At 66.9% G+C, this 15,598-nt stretch carries 12 protein-coding genes; 10 read left to right on the forward strand and 2 right to left on the reverse strand.

Going from position 1 to position 15,598, the window contains the following annotated elements:
• The first annotated feature begins 499 nt into the window (after nt 1-499).
• The 10 genes from truB to HNP60_RS05430 all read left to right on the forward strand — a co-directional run bounded on the left by truB (nt 500) and on the right by HNP60_RS05430 (nt 11,926).
• On the forward strand, nt 500-1,447 hold the full coding sequence (gene truB / locus HNP60_RS05385; RefSeq protein WP_184151123.1) for a tRNA pseudouridine(55) synthase TruB: 948 nt from the start codon (nt 500-502) through the stop codon (nt 1,445-1,447).
• 17 nt (nt 1,448-1,464) lie between these two features.
• Nucleotides 1,465-1,734 (forward strand): 30S ribosomal protein S15, encoded by a 270-nt coding sequence (rpsO, locus tag HNP60_RS05390; RefSeq protein WP_014075496.1) that lies wholly within the window; start codon nt 1,465-1,467, stop codon nt 1,732-1,734.
• Nucleotides 1,735-1,990: 256 nt separating this feature from the next.
• Nucleotides 1,991-4,333 carry a polyribonucleotide nucleotidyltransferase gene (gene pnp, locus HNP60_RS05395; RefSeq protein WP_184151126.1) on the forward strand — a complete coding sequence of 781 codons (2,343 nt, stop codon included), beginning with the start codon at nt 1,991-1,993 and terminating at the stop codon, nt 4,331-4,333.
• Nucleotides 4,334-4,766: 433 nt separating this feature from the next.
• Nucleotides 4,767-5,168 carry a hypothetical protein gene (locus HNP60_RS05400; protein ID WP_184151129.1) on the forward strand — a complete coding sequence of 134 codons (402 nt, stop codon included), beginning with the start codon at nt 4,767-4,769 and terminating at the stop codon, nt 5,166-5,168.
• Nucleotides 5,169-5,404: 236 nt separating this feature from the next.
• Complete coding sequence (locus HNP60_RS05405; protein ID WP_260394695.1) at nt 5,405-5,860, forward strand: hypothetical protein; 456 nt, start codon at nt 5,405-5,407, stop codon at nt 5,858-5,860.
• A 297-nt stretch (nt 5,861-6,157) separates the two neighbouring features.
• Complete coding sequence (locus tag HNP60_RS05410; RefSeq protein ID WP_260394697.1) at nt 6,158-6,943, forward strand: outer membrane protein assembly factor BamD; 786 nt, start codon at nt 6,158-6,160, stop codon at nt 6,941-6,943.
• Between the two features lie 129 nt (nt 6,944-7,072).
• A complete protein-coding gene (gene recN, locus HNP60_RS05415; protein WP_184151132.1) occupies nt 7,073-8,737 on the forward strand; it encodes a DNA repair protein RecN in 1,665 nt (554 codons plus the stop codon).
• 418 nt (nt 8,738-9,155) lie between these two features.
• Nucleotides 9,156-9,308, forward strand: coding sequence for a DUF559 domain-containing protein (locus HNP60_RS05420; protein WP_184151135.1), 153 nt, complete (start codon nt 9,156-9,158; stop codon nt 9,306-9,308).
• Nucleotides 9,309-9,336: 28 nt separating this feature from the next.
• Nucleotides 9,337-11,457 carry an NAD-dependent DNA ligase LigA gene (gene ligA, locus HNP60_RS05425; protein ID WP_184151138.1) on the forward strand — a complete coding sequence of 707 codons (2,121 nt, stop codon included), beginning with the start codon at nt 9,337-9,339 and terminating at the stop codon, nt 11,455-11,457.
• Between the two features lie 316 nt (nt 11,458-11,773).
• Nucleotides 11,774-11,926, forward strand: coding sequence for a hypothetical protein (locus HNP60_RS05430; protein WP_184050117.1), 153 nt, complete (start codon nt 11,774-11,776; stop codon nt 11,924-11,926).
• 19 nt (nt 11,927-11,945) lie between these two features.
• Here HNP60_RS05430 and HNP60_RS05435 read toward each other — a convergent pair whose 3' ends face one another.
• The gene (locus HNP60_RS05435; protein ID WP_184151141.1) at nt 11,946-14,294 is read right to left on the reverse strand and encodes a transketolase; all 2,349 of its coding nucleotides are present in this window, start codon (nt 14,292-14,294) and stop codon (nt 11,946-11,948) included.
• Nucleotides 14,291-15,535 carry a threonine ammonia-lyase gene (locus tag HNP60_RS05440; protein WP_184151144.1) on the reverse strand — a complete coding sequence of 415 codons (1,245 nt, stop codon included), beginning with the start codon at nt 15,533-15,535 and terminating at the stop codon, nt 14,291-14,293. The genes HNP60_RS05435 and HNP60_RS05440 overlap by 4 nt, the downstream gene beginning before the upstream one ends.
• Between the last annotated feature and the right edge of the window lie 63 nt (nt 15,536-15,598).

Consider the following 15,598-nt stretch of genomic DNA (forward strand, 5'->3'; position numbering starts at 1 on the left):
GCGTCGGCACGACAGCGCCCGTCCAACATGGGCCGGCCTTAAAGACGACAAAGGCTACCGCACGACCGTGTCATCCTTCCCTTCTTCCCGCCGTCGTTCCCGCGCTGCAAGCGAACCCGAACCGGGAAGAGCTTGCCATCCGCCTTGGTTCTGCGTCGCGAGGGTGACTGGATTCCGGCGTGCGCCGGAATGACGAGGAATGGGGGGCAGGGTGCGCGCCTCCCGATAATTCAGCCATGGCGTTGGCGGCGCACCATATCGTCATTTCACGATGTCATCCCGGACTTGCTCCGGGATCCCGCTTCTTCCGGTTTCTCAAGCCGTCTGAACTCGGCGAGGCTCAAGGTGGCGGGATCCCGGATCGAGTCCGGGATGACAAAGGAAAGGACCGAAAAGCACGCTTCTGGTTCCCTCAAAGTTCGGGCATTTGCCCCGGCCGCCTCGCAACGAGACCTGATATCGGCACTGACAGGACGGGCAGGGCGGGCTATGGGGCGCCATGATCGCTCCTGCTTCCGACCCCGCGCCGCTCCATGGCTGGCTCATCCTGGACAAGCCCGTCGGCATGGGCTCCACCCAGGCAGTGAGCGCGGTCAAGCGGATGCTGCGCGAGGCCGGCCTGCCGCGGGGGAAGATCGGCCATGGCGGCACGCTCGATCCGCTGGCCGAGGGCGTGCTGCCCGTGGCGATCGGCGAAGCGACCAAGCTCGCCGGGCGGATGCTGGACAGCGACAAGATCTATGATTTCACCGTGCGCTTCGGCGCGCAGACCGACACGCTCGATCTGGAGGGCGCGGTGATCGAGACCAGTGCGCAGCGGCCCACGCTCGCGCAGGTCGAGGCGGTGCTGCCGGGCTTCACCGGGCCGATCGAGCAGGCGCCGCCCGCCTACAGCGCGATCAAGATCGAGGGGCGGCGGGCCTATGATCTGGCGCGCGCCGGCGAGCAGGTGGAGATGAAGCTGCGCGCCGTGACGGTGCACGCGCTTGCGCTTGCCGATGCCGTGCCGGAAGAGGCGGCCGAGGGCGCGCCGGACGGGGGGCTTGCGTCGGTCACGCTCACCGCCCATGTATCGAAAGGCACCTATATCCGCAGCCTTGCCCGCGACATCGCGCGGGCGCTTGGGACCGTGGGTCATGTGACCATGTTGCGGCGGCGCAAGGCGGGGCCGTTCGGGCTGGATCAGGCGATTTCGCTGGACATTCTGAACGATGCTGCTAAGGCGCGCGCCATTGCGCAGCATATGCTGCCATTGACGGCAGGGCTGGACGACATCCCGGCTCTTCCCGTCACCTCCGAGCAGGCCATGGCCCTCAGACAGGGCCGGACGCTCGCCGGGGATCCTCGTACGCAGGGGCTCATGCTGGCGACCGAGGGCGAAACGCCCGTGGCGCTGGTGGAGGCTTTGGGGCCGGACATCCGGGTCGTGCGGGGCTTCAATCTCTAGAACGAAAGGAATGGACGATGTCGATTACGGCCGAGCGCAAGGAAGCGCTGATCAAGGACAACGCCCAGCATGAGGGCGACACCGGTTCGCCGGAGGTTCAGGTTGCGATCCTCACGGAGCGCATTTCCAACCTCACCGAGCACTTCAAGGCTCACCACAAGGACAATCACAGCCGTCGGGGCCTGCTGATGCTGGTCAACAAGCGCCGCTCGCTCCTCGACTATCTGAAGAAGAAGGACGGGGGGCGTTATACGGCCCTCATCGCGAAGCTCGGTCTTCGCAAGTAATCAAGAGCGCGGCCCGCTTCGGCGGGCCGTTTGCATATGGCGCCATCCCCGCGAGAGCGGGGGGCTGCGGCAAGCGACGGGCGCAAGAGCGCATCCGATGCCGCAACGATGCTCCCGCCTTCGCGGGAGCGACAAGGAGAGGGCGGCAATCCGGCCAACCTCCCGGGGACGAACGAACGTCCCGAACCGCAGGGGCCGGACAGCCCCGAAAGCAAGCCCCGCCGCGCAATAGGGCCGGCGGACGGAAGGAAACCCAATGTTCAATGTAAAGACTGTCGAAATCGAGTGGGGCGGAAAAACCCTCAAGCTCGAAACGGGGCGCGTTGCCCGTCAGGCCGATGGCGCGGTGCTCGCGACCTATGGCGAAACTGTCGTGCTGTGCGCTGTCACGGCCGCCAAATCCGTGAAGGACGGGCAGGACTTCTTCCCGCTCACCGTCCATTATCAGGAGAAATTCTCGGCTGCCGGGCGCATCCCGGGCGGCTTCTTCAAGCGCGAGCGTGGCGCGACCGAGAAGGAGACGCTCGTCTCCCGCCTCATCGACCGCCCCGTGCGCCCGCTGTTCCCGGAAGGTTTCTATAACGAAATCAACGTGATCGCGCAGGTCCTCTCGTTCGACGGCGAGACCGAGCCCGACATTCTGGCGATGATCGCAGCGTCGGCCGCGCTCACCATCTCGGGCGTGCCGTTCATGGGCCCGATCGGCGCGGTCCGCGTCGGCTACAAGGATGGCGAATATCAGCTCAATCCCAGCCTCGATGAGGTGAAGAGCGGCGAGCTGGACCTCGTCGTCGCCGCGACCGACGCGGCGGTGATGATGGTCGAGTCCGAGGCCAAGGAGCTTTCCGAAGAGGTCATGCTCGGCGCCGTCATGTTCGCGCATGAAGAGAGCCGCAAGGTCATCGGCGCGATCATCCAGCTGGCCGAGAAGGCCGCCAAGGAGCCCTGGGAACTGAACCTGGGCGACGGCAATGCCGAGCTCAAGGCGAAGCTCAAGGAGCTGATCGGCGCGGACATCGCGGCAGCCTACAAGCTGACCAACAAGTCCGAGCGCTCCAACGCCCTCAATTCCGCGCGCGACAAGGCCAAGGAATATTTCGCGGCCCAGGGTCTCGACGCCCAGAGCGTGATGGCCGGCATCAAGCTGGTCAAGAAGATCGAGGCAGACATCGTGCGCACCGCCATCCTCAAGGAAGGCCAGCGCATCGACGGTCGGACCACGACGCAGATCCGTCCGATCGAGGCGATGGTGGGCTTCCTGCCGCGCACGCACGGCTCGGCGCTGTTCACGCGCGGTGAGACGCAGGCCATCTGCACGACCACGCTGGGCACCAAGGATGCCGAGCAGATGATCGACGGCCTGACCGGGCTCTCCTACGAGAGCTTCATGCTGCACTACAACTTCCCGCCTTATTCGGTCGGCGAAGTGGGCCGCTTCGGCGCGCCGGGTCGCCGCGAGGTCGGTCACGGCAAGCTCGCCTGGCGCGCGCTGCACCCGGTGCTGCCCGCCAAGGAGGACTTCCCCTACACGATCCGCGTGCTCTCGGACATCACCGAGTCCAACGGTTCCTCCTCGATGGCGACCGTCTGCGGCGGCTCGCTCTCGATGATGGACGCCGGCGTGCCCCTGAAGCGCCCGGTCTCCGGCATCGCCATGGGCCTGATCCTGGAAGGTGAGGACTTCACCGTCCTCAGCGACATCCTGGGCGACGAGGATCACCTCGGCGACATGGACTTCAAGGTCGCCGGCACCTCCGAAGGCATCACCACGATGCAGATGGACATCAAGGTCGCCGGCATCACCAAGGAGATCTTCGAGGCTGCGCTGCACCAGGCCAAGGAAGGCCGTGCGCACATCCTGGGCGAGATGAACAAGGCGCTGGACAGCACCCGTTCGGAACTCTCGGCCCATGCTCCGCGCATCGAGACGATCCAGATCGACAAGTCCAAGATCCGCGACGTCATCGGCACGGGCGGCAAGGTCATTCGCGAGATCGTCGCGGAGACCGGCGCCAAGGTCGACATCGACGACGAGGGCGTCATCAAGATCAGCTCGTCCGATATCGCGCAGATCGAGGCGGCCAAGGCCTGGATCCTCGGCATCGTCGAGGAAGCGGAAGTCGGCAAGATCTACAACGGCAAGGTCGTCAACCTGGTCGACTTTGGCGCGTTCGTGAACTTCATGGGCGGCAAGGACGGTCTCGTCCATGTCTCCGAGATCCGCAACGAGCGGGTCGAGAAGGTGGCGGACGTCCTGAAGGAAGGCCAGGAAGTCAAGGTCAAGGTCCTCGAGATCGATCCGCGCGGCAAGGTTCGCCTGTCCATGCGGGTCGTCGACCAGGAGACGGGCGAGGAGCTGGAGGACACCCGTCCTGCCCGCGAACCGCGCGGCGACCGGGGCGACCGTGGTCCGCGTCGCGAAGGCGGCGATCGGGGTGATCGCGGCGGCCGTGGCGGCGACCGTGATCGCGGCCCGCGCCGTGACCGTGGCGACCGGGGCGGAGAGCGCGGCGAGCGCGGTCCGCGCCGCGAGCGCAACGACGATGACGGCCCGGCGCCTGAATTCGCCCCCGCGTTCCTGAAGCGCGACGACGACTGAGCCCTTCGCTCATCGACAGAACAGGGAAGCCCCGCAGCGATGCGGGGCTTTTCCTTTTTCGGCCTGTCCTTTGCTGCCCGCGCGGCGAGGTGATGCGGCCGGGCGGGGGGGCGCGCGCGACATCTCCCCGGATGATTCATTCCGGCACAAAGTGTCTTGAAAAGAACCGGCGCGCGCGGCGGGTTTCCGCGCCATTTTCGATTGACTTGCCGTCCCCCGTGCAGGCACAAGAAGATCGTCCGGGTAAAACAAAATTGCTTGAGAAAGCCACAAAGGCTTCGAAGCTTATACGGGGTCGCACATATGTCGGGCATTTGCGGGACATGACGGTCGGGTCAGGTAGATATATTGGCGTGCCTGCGAGCAGTGGGTAGCGCGCGATGGCGCGTGACCTCTCATCAGCCAATATGATCTTTCATCCGGGAAATCTAAATTGACTTTCGCAGCGAATGAACGCGTTCGCGCGCTCGGCGACGAGCTTGCTCGCGAATGCACGCCGCCCGCCGCCCTTGCGCTGGCCGCGAAGGCCCAGCGCCTTTATGACCTGTTGCGTCACCGTGAGCGCCACTTCCTGCGGCCGGTCATGGCGGATCGGGCCATGGCCGCCATGCTCTCGCTCTTTCTGGCGGAACTCAAGGGCGTGACACTCACGCCCGAGAATCTGTCCCTCATCAATCTGTTCAACGACGACGAGAAACGTGGCGTCGTCGATTCCCTCATCCTTGCGGGACTGGTCGCCCGAACCGGGGAAAACCCGGAACGGCGCACAGTCGGGCTAACGCCCCTCGGGTCCGCGCGGATGCGAAGCTTCATCAGCGACTACCCGGATATCTGATGAGCTTCGCGGGTCAGCGCGCCGGGGTGAAGTCGGCCGGTCTTCGGAAATCCCACGCGAAGACCGCCCCGGCTCCCGGCGCGCTGGCCCACCCGTAACGGAAGGGGCATGATGCTGATGAGGTCGTCCAGGCAGAAATTCACATGTGTGAAGCAGCTTGTCCGGCATTTACGGGACATGAAAGGGCGGGAGACGCCCGTTATAGTGCCCGGGAACGGAAAATCGGGACGCGATGCATGCGGAAGCGGGGCTTCCGCGGCCGGCATCGCCATTTGTGGTTGCATCTGAGGTTTTTTGACGTGGCGGATTTCGGGCATCGTGGCTTACCTTCGGGAGCCGTTCAGGGCGCCGATCGCCGGGTGGATGTGACTCTCGAGGCGAAGGCGACGCGCATGCACATGCTCGGCCGCCTGCGCACCAAGCATTTCTACGCACCGGTCATGGCGGATACCGCCATGGACGTGATGCTCAGCCTTTACGTCGGTGAATTGCAGTCCGGGACTGTGAGCGACACGGCCCTGGCCGTCGCGAACATGCTCAGCAGGAACGAGACGGACGCGATCATCGACAAACTGGTCCAAGCGGAACTGGCCGTCACAACGGGACAAGAGCCCGAAGGACGGACAGTCGGGCTGACGCCCCTCGGGTCCGCGCGGATGCGAAGCTTCGTCAACGACTACCCGGAAGTTTGACGATTTTCGCAGGTCGGCGCGTCGTTCGATCCCCGTGAAGCCATCCCCCCACGCTGGCTCTCACATTGCGGGATCGGGCGGTGCGCCGACCGTTGCTTCGCACCTGAAGGCTGTGTTGCCGTCTCCGTCCCTCCCCCCCCCCCACAGGAGCGGCAACACAGCCTGATGGCGGCGTTCAGGCTGCGTTCAAGCGCAAATCCCTGTTTCGCAGCCATGTCGGTTCCTACTTTCGAGGCGCATGGCGCACCCCGCATCAATCGCTTGGCGACCCCAATTCGCCGCGCTAAGAGGCTGCGCATGACTGCTTCCCCCATGCGCCGTGTCGCTCTGCTGGCCGCCGTGCTCCTGCCCGCCATTCTCGTCGCGGGCTGCGCGCGCAACCAGAACCGCGCCGACACCCAATATGTCGCCCGCGACGTCAGCACGCTCTACATGGCGGGCAAGCAGCGCCTCGATCGCGGCCGTTTCGCGGAAGCGGCAATCCTGTTCGACGAGGTCGAGCGGCAGCATCCCTATTCGCCCTGGGCGCGCCGGGCGCAGCTCATGAGCGCGTTCAGCTATTATGCAGCGCGTGACTACACCAAGTCGATACAGTCGGCGCAGCGCTTCCTGTCGATCCACCCCGGCAACCGCGACGCGCCTTATGCTTATTATCTGATCGCGCTCTGTTATTACGAGCAGATCAGCGACGTGACGCGCGACCAGAAGATCACGCTGCAGGCCAATGACGCGCTGGGCGAGCTGATCCGCCGCTTCCCCGATTCGCGCTACGCGGCCGATGCCCGCCTGAAGCTCGATCTCGTTGCCGACCATCTGGCCGGCAAGGAAATGGAGATCGGCCGTTTCTACCAGCGCCGTCGCGAGTGGATCGCGGCCACGATGCGCTTCCGCAAGGTCATCGATACCTATCAGGCGACGAGCCACACGCCCGAGGCGCTGCACCGGCTTGTCGAGAGCTATCTCGCGCTCGGCATGCCGGAAGAGGCCAAGCGCGCTGCCGCCGTGCTGGGCAAGAATTATCCCGACTCGACCTGGTATGAGCGCTCCTATCGCCTGATGCAGCAATATGCGCCCAACGCCTGACCGGACGCGCCTGCCGGCTGGCGGGTGAGTTTCGGACCGGGGCGGCGGGCACTGGCCACCACCATCATCGCGGACCGGCGCAATCGCGCGTGACAGGCACGGGCGCAATCGACTAACTCTCTGCCGGCCATGCTCACCGGGCTCTCCATCCGCAACATCGTGCTCATCGAAGCGCTCGATCTCGCTTTCGACGGCGGGCTGACCGTGCTCACCGGCGAGACGGGCGCGGGCAAGTCCATCCTGCTCGATGCGCTGGGCCTCGCGCTCGGCATGCGCGCGGACAGCGGGCTCGTGCGGGCGGGCACGGCGCAGGCGAGCGTCACCGCCAGCTTCGAGCCGCCGCTGCCCGGCACCGCGCTGGCCGCGCTGCTCGCGGAGAACGAGATCGCGCAGGAGCCCGGCGAGCCGCTGCTCATCCGCCGTACCCTGAAGGCGGATGGCGGGAGCCGCGCGTTCCTCAACGATCAGCCCTGCTCGGCGGCGCTGCTGAAGGATGTCGGCGCGCTGCTGGTGGAAATCCATGGCCAGCATGACGAGCGAGGCCTGCTCAACCCGCGCGGCCACATGGACCTGCTCGATGCCTATGGCGGGATGGACAGTGGCGCGGTGCGTGCCGCCCATGGCGCCTGGCAGACGGCGCAGGGTCGACTGGAGGCCGCGCGCGAGGCGCTGGACAGCGCGGCGAAAGAGCGGGACTATCTCGCCCATGCCGTGGAAGAGCTCAGCCGCTTCGCCCCCGAGCCGGGCGAGGAGGAGGCGCTGGCAAGCGAGCGCGCGGCGATGCAGAAGGGCGCCCGGCTGACCGAGGACCTCGCCACGCTGGAAACGCTGCTCGGCGGATCGGACGGCGCGCTCTCGGGGCTGCGTCAGGCGGCGCGGCGGCTGGACCGGATCGCGCCCGAGCATGATCTGCTGGCCGCGGCGCTGGCATCGCTGGATCGCGCCGTGATCGAGGCCGCCGAGGCCGAGGACCAGCTGGCCCGCGCAAGCGAGGCGCTCGCTGCCGACCCCGCCCGGCTGGACGCGATCGAGACGCGGCTGTTCGATCTGCGCGCGCTCGCCCGCAAGCATCAGGTCGCGCCGGACGATCTGGCCGACCTCTCGGCGCGCATGGCGACCCAGCTCGCCCGGATCGACGCGGGCGAGGCGGGGCTGGCCGAACTCGAGGACGAAGTGGCGCAGGCCCGCGCGGCTTATGAAGCCGCCGCGCAGGCGCTGAGCGAGGCCCGCCGCGCGGCCGCAAAGCGGCTCGATGCGGCAATGGCCGGCGAGCTGGCGCCGCTCAAGCTGGATGCCGCGCGCTTCCGCACCGATGTCGAGCCGCTGCCGGAAGGGCAATGGCGCGCCTCCGGGCGGGATCGCGTGGAGTTCATGATCTCGACCAATCCCGGCGCGCCCTTCGCGCCGCTGACGAAGATCGCGAGCGGCGGCGAGCTGTCCCGCTTCATCCTCGCGCTCAAGGTGGCGCTGGCGGCGCAGGGCGCGGCGGGGACGATGATCTTCGACGAGATCGACCGGGGCGTGGGCGGCGCGGTGGCAGGCGCCATCGGCGAGCGGCTCTCCCGGCTGGCGGGCGGCGCGCAGGTCATCGTGGTGACGCACAGCCCGCAAGTCGCGGCGCGCGGGGCGGGACATCTGCTCATCGCCAAGTCCTCGGAAGGCACGATCACCCGCACCGGCGTCCACCCGCTCGACGAGGCCGAGCGGCGCGAGGAAATCGCCCGCATGCTCTCCGGCGCTGCCGTCACCGACGAGGCGCGGGCGCAGGCGGACCGGCTGCTGGAGGGCGTGTGAGTGTTGCGGGAGAAGGGCGGCACCACCCCGGCCCCGCCTCTGAAGAGGAGGGGAGCAAAATGATGCAGCGGTTCGCCTCGCGAAGGTCGAGCCTAAGGACGAGGATCCCTGCTGAGGACGCGCTTCGCCAGTCCGACAACGCCGACGCCGAGCACAGCGATACCAAGCAAGCCGGTCAGCAGCAGAGCCGTTGTCAGCCCGTTCGCGCCCGATCTGGGAGCCGCGAACACGTTGAACCCAACGACCGCTATAATCGCGATGAGCAAAAGCGCCGCGTAAGAGCGTACTTTCCTGAAGTCGTCTGCCACAACTATACTCCCTTTGGACGAGTTATTGTATCACGGCCACCGGGCGTCCTGCCAGAGTGTTTGCAATCGCCTCTTCAGAGGCGTGTTCCGGAGTGGCGGATCAACGATCGTTGCTATCGCGCCTCGGCTTTGCCACCTTGCGCTTCCTGAACAGCGAGGTGATGGACAATCTCGACGGCGTGCTAGAGACATTGCGCTCGACGCTCGCGATCCTGCTCGATCGATGGGCGGGAAGCACCACCCCCAGCCCCTCCTCTGAATAGGAGGGGAGCAAGATATGATCCTTCGACGATGACTGACCTGCTGAACCTCTCCGAAGCCGAAGCCGCCAATCGCCTCATGCGGCTCGCCCGCGAGATCGCGAAGCATAACCGGCTCTATCATGCCAACGACGCGCCGGAGATCAGCGACGCTACGTTCGACGCGCTCGTGCGCGAGAATAATGCGCTCGAGGCGGCGTTTCCGCATCTCGTGCGGGCGGACAGCCCGAACCGGCAGGTCGGTGCGTCCGTCGCGGCTTCCGCGCTTGCCAAGGTGCGGCACGAGAAGCGCATGATGAGCCTCGACAATGCCTTTGCAGACGAGGACGTCGAGGAGTTCGTGGCGCGCGTGCGCCGCTATCTCGCCCTGCCCGAGGACGAGCCGGTGATGATGACGGCGGAGGACAAGATCGATGGTCTCTCGCTCTCGATCCGCTACGAGGACCGCAAGCTGGTCCGCGCCGCGACCCGGGGCGATGGCGAGGTGGGCGAGGATGTCACTCCCAATGTCAGGCACATAGACGACATTCCGCAGACCTTGCCGCAGGACGCGCCGGACGTCATGGAGGTCCGCGGCGAAGTCTATATGGAGAAGGCCGCTTTCCTCGCGCTCAACAAGCGGCTGATGGATGAGGCACGCGCGGCGGCGGATACGCGCGGCGAGACGTTCGATCCCGAAGGGGTGCGCCAGTTCGCCAATCCGCGCAATGCCGCTGCCGGATCGCTGCGCCAGAAGGATGCGAGCGTGACGGCGAGCCGGCCGCTGCGCTTCCTCGCCCATGGCTGGGGGGTGGTGAGCGGCGGCGGGCTGCCGGCGGACACGCAGTTCGGCGTCATGAAGGCACTGGAGCGCTGGAAGATCCCCGTCTCGCCGCATCTGGTGCTGTGCGAGAGCAGCGCCGCGATGCTCGCGCAATATCGCGCCATCCAGCACCAGCGGGCGGACCTGCCTTATGATATCGACGGCGTGGTCTACAAGGTCGACCGGCTGGACTGGCAGGAGCGGCTCGGCTTCGTCGCCAAGGCGCCGCGCTGGGCGATCGCGCACAAATTCCCGGCCGAGCAGGCCGAGACCACGCTGGAGGCGATCGACATCCAGGTCGGGCGCACCGGCAAGCTGACGCCTGTGGGGCGGCTGAAGCCGGTGACGGTGGGCGGCGTGGTCGTCTCCAACGTCACGCTGCACAATCGCGACGAGATCGCGCGGCTGGGCGTGCGGCCGGGGGACCGCATCATCGTCCAGCGCGCGGGCGATGTCATTCCACAAGTGGTCGACAATCTGACGCGGGACGAGGCGCGCGCGCCTTATGTCTTTCCCGATCATTGCCCGGAATGCGGCAGCGAGGCCGTGGCCGAGGAAGGGGAAGTCGACGTGCGCTGCACGGCGGGGCTGATCTGCCCGGCGCAGCGGATCGAGCGGCTCAACCATTTCGTCAGCCGCGCCGCGATGGATATCGACGGGCTGGGCGACAAGACCGTGCGGGAATTCTTCGCGCTCGGCTGGCTGGAGCAGGGGCCGGCGGACATCTTCCGGCTGAAGCGCCATCGCGAGGCCTTGCTGGGCCGTGAAGGCTGGAAGGAAAAGTCGGTCGACAACCTCCTGAAAGCCATAGAGGATCGCCGCGAGCCCGATGCCGCGCGGCTGCTCTTCGGGCTCGGTATCCGCCATGTCGGCGCAGTGACGGCGCGCGATCTCATGAAGGCCTTCGCCACCTTGCCGGCCCTGCGCGAGACAGCCGAGGCGGCGCACGCCGGCGATGCGGCGGCGCGCGCGCGGCTGCTCGCCATCGACGGCATCGGCGAAGTGGTGGTGGAAGCGCTGGGCGACTTCTTCCACGAGGATCACAACAAGGCGATCTGGGACGATCTGCTGGGCGAAGTCTCGCCGCCGCCTTATGTCGTCGACGTCAAGGCCAGCGCGGTCTCCGGCAAGACCATCGTCTTCACCGGCAAGCTGGAAACGATGAGCCGGGACGAGGCGAAGGCGCAGGCCGAGGCGCTCGGGGCACGGGCGGCGGGCTCCGTCAGTGCCGCGACCGATCTCGTCGTGGCCGGGCCGGGCGCGGGCTCCAAGCTCAAGAAGGCAGCGGAGCTCGGCATCGAGGTGATCGACGAGGCGGCCTGGGCGGAGATCGTGCGCAGCGCGGGCTGAGCGTCCGGCGGGGGGGCGTGGGCAAATTCCGGTGCATGGTGGGCGCACCCTGTTACGTCATTCACGATGTCATCCCGGACTTGATCCGGGATCCCGCTGCCTTGATCCTCGCCAGGCCGGGCCGGTTTGAGAAAAAGAAAGAAGCTGGATCCCGGATCGAGTCCGGGATGACGACGTAAATAACTGAAAAGGCGCGCTTTCGGTTTTTCAAGTCCGCGAGCCTGCCTATGCCGCCCGGTGCCACCGTTCAGGCTCGGCTCAGCCGGCACCTGTCAGGAACGCCGCCTTTGCGGATGATCCGGCACGGGAGGCGGCCATGCATCACAAGCGCGGACGGGCGCGCAATCGGCGCGCGGGCTGCAAGCTGTGCAAGCCCTGGAAAGCGAACGGCGTGCGCACCGAGCGGCCGGATGGCGAGCGCTTCAGCGATCATCGGCGCCGGTTCGCGGACGGGTTCGGCGCGGCTTGAAGGTCGCGGCCGTCCTGCTTCAGGGGCGCAGGAAGAGATTGGCGGTAGCCTCGACGATGGCGTCTGAGCCGAGGCGGTAAACGGCGTAGAGATCGGGCAGGTCGCCGGTCTGGCCGAACCGGTCGAGGCCGAGCGGGCTGACTCGCATGCCGCGCACGGCGCCCAGCCAGGACAGGGTTGAGGGCGAGCCGTCCACGACCGTCACCAGCCCGGCGCGTGGATCGAGCGCGTCGAGAAGCCTGTCGACATGGCTCGGCGTCGCGGGCGCGCCTGACCAGCGCTCGGCGCGGGACTCGGACCAGCCGCGGTGCAGCAGGTCCGGGGATGTCACGTTGAGCAGGCCGACGCCGGGAAGATCCTCGACGAGGATCGCCCAGGCCTCCATCACCTCGGGCGCGATGGCGCCGGTGAAGACGAGCGCTGCCTCGGCGCCCGGCCCGGGCCGCTTGACCCAGTAGCCGCCCTTGAGCGCATCGGCCTGCCAGTCGTCGCTCTCGCGCTCGATCTGGTCGATGACGCGCGTGGAAAGGCGCAGATAGACCGAGCCGCCGTCCGCCGCCTGCATGTGCCCGAAGGCCCAGTGCATGATGAGCGCCAGCTCATCGACGAAGGCGGGCTCGAAATAAGTGAGATTGGGCTGGCCCATGCCGATCAGCGGCGAATAGATCGACTGATGCGCGCCGCCTTCCGGCCCGAGCGTCAGGCCCGACGGCGTGGCGACCAGCAGGAAGCGCGCATCCTGGTAGCAGCCATAATTGAGCTGATCGAGCCCGCGCGCGATGAAGGGATCGTAGACCGTGCCGACAGGCAGCAGCCGCGTGCCGAACAGCGGCCCGGACAGGCCGAGCGCGGCGAGCATCAGGAAGAGATTGCTCTCCGCGATGCCCAGCTCGATATGCTGGCCGGCATCGTGCCCCTGCCATTTCTGCGCCGAGGGAATGCGGGCCGAGTGGAACACATCCTTGAGCTCGCGGCGGCGGAAGAGGCCGCGCTGGTTCACGAAACCGCCCAGGTTGGTGGAGACGGTCACGTCCGGCGAGGTGGTGACGATGCGATCCGCCAGCGGATGGCCCGACTTGGCGAGATCGAGCAGGATGCGGCCGAAGGCGGCCTGCGTCGACTGTTGCGGATCGGCCGGCGGGGGGAGGCTGTCCGGCAGGGGCACGGGTGCCGCTTCCGGGGGCGCGTCACGCCGGGCCAGGGGCGAAGCCTCGACAAAGGCCTTCAGCGCCGCGGCGGTGTTGTCGCCAAGGCCGCCATAAGGCTCCCATTCCTCGCCCGGCGCGATGCCCATGCTCTCCCGCAGCGCTTCCATCTGCGCCGGGTTCATGAGCCCCGAATGATTGTCCTTGTGGCCCGCGAAGGGCAGGCCGAAGCCCTTGACGGTGTAGGCGATGAACAGGGTCGGGCGATCGTCGTCGATACGCTGGAAGGCATCGACCAGCGTCTCCATGCAGTGGCCGCCCAGATTGGTCATGAGCGCGGCCAGACCGGCATCGTCGAAGGACGCGATCAGGCCGGCCACATCCGGCACGCCCGCAAGGTCGGCAAGCAGACGTTCACGCCATGCGCTGCCGCCCTGATAAGTGAGCGCCGCGAAATCCGCATTGGGGCAGGCATCGATCCAGTCCGCCAGCGCCTGGCCGCCCGGCCGGCTGAAGGCCGCGCGCTGGAGCTTGCCGTGCTTGAGCGTGACGACGCGCCAGCCGCAGGTGCGGAAGATGTCGTCGAAGCGGCTGAACATGCGGTCCGCCGTGGTGGCATCGAGCGACTGGCGATTATAGTCGACGATCCACCAGCAATTGCGGATCTCGTGCTTGTAGGCCTCGATGAGGCATTCGTAGATATTGCCCTCGTCCAGCTCCGCGTCGCCCATCAGGGCAATCATCCGCCCGGCCCGCTCCTGCGGCAGGGCGCCATGGGCGATCAGATAATCCTGCACCAGACTGGCGAAGGCCGTGATGGCGACGCCGAGACCGACCGAGCCAGTGGAGAAATCCACGCGAATCCGGTCCTTGGTGCGCGAAGGGTAGCTCTGCGCGCCGCCCATGCCCCGGAAGCGCTTGAGCTGGTCGAGCGTCTGATGGCCCAGCAGATATTCGATGGCATGGAGCACGGGACCGGCATGGGGCTTGACTGCCACCCGGTCATTGGGCCGCAGGATATGAAAGTAGAGCGCCGCCATGACGGCCGTCATCGAAGCGCAGCTTGCCTGATGGCCGCCGACCTTGAGCCCGTCCCGGCTCTCGCGGATATGATTGGCATTGTGGATGGTCCAGGACGCGAGCCAGCGCAGCCGCCCGTCCAGCGCCTCCAGCGAAGCGAGCAGGTCGTCCGGAATGGCCGGCCTATCGGATGTCATGGTCATGCGACCTCGCTGAAGGAGTAAGGCGCCGTCTGCATCGGTTCGATGAGATTGGCATCATAGCCGGCATCATGCAGGGCCTGCAACAGCACGCGATTGCGGTCCCTGTCCGGCAGCTCGACCGTGAAGATCGCATTAGCCGAACGGGCCGAGGCCCCCCCGAATACGCGATCATGCGAGACTTCCAGGATATTGCCGTCGAGCTGGCCGATGATCGTCGCCACCGCGCCGAGGAGGCCGGCATTGTCGAGCATCGAGACGCGCAGACGGATGAGCTGGCCCGAGCGTGCGAGATGGCGCTGGAGCATCGCGGTCAGCACGCGCATGTCGATATTGCCGCCGCACAGGATCAGGCCGACGCTCTTGCCCCGGAAGCGCTCCGGCTCGGCCAGCACGGCCGCGAGGCTGGCGGCGCCCGCGCCTTCGCACAGGGTCTTCTCGATCTGCAGCAGCAGGGCGACGGAATCCTCGATCAGCGCCTCAGGCACCACGATCACATCGTCGACCAGTGCCTGCGCGGCGGCGAGCGTGAGCACGCCGGGCTTCGCCACCGCGATGCCCTCGGCGACCGAGGTGCCCCCGGCGAGCGTGCCCGAATAGCGACCGAGCGCGAGCGCCATGGAAGGATAGAGCTCGCTCTGCACGCCGATGACCTGCGTGGCCGGGGAGAGGGCCTTGAACACGGTGGCGACGCCGCCGATCAGGCCGCCGCCGCCCACGGCGACCAGCGCCACGTCCAATGGCGGACCCTGCTCGACCATTTCGAGTGCGATGGTGCCCTGACCGGCGATGATCTCGGCATCGTCGAACGGGGAAATGAACGTGAGGCCCTGCTCGATATAGCGCGGCACGGCCATGCTTGCCTCCGCGAAGTCCTTGCCCGTAAGGTCGACGGTGGCGCCGAAGCTGGCGGTGCGCTTGACCTTCACGGTGGGGGTGGAGAGCGGCATGACGATGGTCGCAGGGATGCCGAGGCGGCGGGCATGGAGCGCCACGCCCTGGGCATGATTGCCGGCGGACACCGCGACGACCCCGCGCTGGCGCGCCTCCTCGCCCAGCGTGAGCAGCTTGTTGAGCGCGCCGCGCTCCTTGAACGAGCCGGTGAACTGAAGATTCTCGAACTTGAGCCAGATTTCCGCGCCGGTCAGCTCGGAGAGAGTCTGCGAATGCAGGAAGGGCGTCCGGACGATCGCATTGCCCAGCCGTTCGGCGGCCAGTCGGACGTCTGCAAGTGTCAATGTCATCTATGATCTCCGAACCACGGGAGTCGCGCCACCGCTCCGGAAGCGAGACCTTCCGGCGGGCGG

Source organism: Sphingobium lignivorans, assembly GCF_014203955.1.
GTDB lineage: Bacteria > Pseudomonadota > Alphaproteobacteria > Sphingomonadales > Sphingomonadaceae > Sphingobium > Sphingobium lignivorans.

Bases quoted from the DNA above. Each gene is read 5' to 3' on its own strand.
- truB (WP_184151123.1), top strand. From the start codon at position 500: ATGATCGCTCCTGCTTCCGACCCCGCGCCGCTCCATGGCTGGCTCATC.
- rpsO (WP_014075496.1), top strand. From the start codon at position 1,465: ATGTCGATTACGGCCGAGCGCAAGGAAGCGCTGATCAAGGACAACGCC.
- pnp (WP_184151126.1), top strand. From the start codon at position 1,991: ATGTTCAATGTAAAGACTGTCGAAATCGAGTGGGGCGGAAAAACCCTC.
- HNP60_RS05405 (WP_260394695.1), top strand. From the start codon at position 5,405: ATGCGGAAGCGGGGCTTCCGCGGCCGGCATCGCCATTTGTGGTTGCAT.
- HNP60_RS05410 (WP_260394697.1), top strand. From the start codon at position 6,158: ATGACTGCTTCCCCCATGCGCCGTGTCGCTCTGCTGGCCGCCGTGCTC.
- recN (WP_184151132.1), top strand. From the start codon at position 7,073: ATGCTCACCGGGCTCTCCATCCGCAACATCGTGCTCATCGAAGCGCTC.
- ligA (WP_184151138.1), top strand. From the start codon at position 9,337: ATGACTGACCTGCTGAACCTCTCCGAAGCCGAAGCCGCCAATCGCCTC.
- HNP60_RS05430 (WP_184050117.1), top strand. From the start codon at position 11,774: ATGCATCACAAGCGCGGACGGGCGCGCAATCGGCGCGCGGGCTGCAAG.
- HNP60_RS05435 (WP_184151141.1), bottom strand. From the start codon at position 14,294: ATGACCATGACATCCGATAGGCCGGCCATTCCGGACGACCTGCTCGCT.
- HNP60_RS05440 (WP_184151144.1), bottom strand. From the start codon at position 15,535: ATGACATTGACACTTGCAGACGTCCGACTGGCCGCCGAACGGCTGGGC.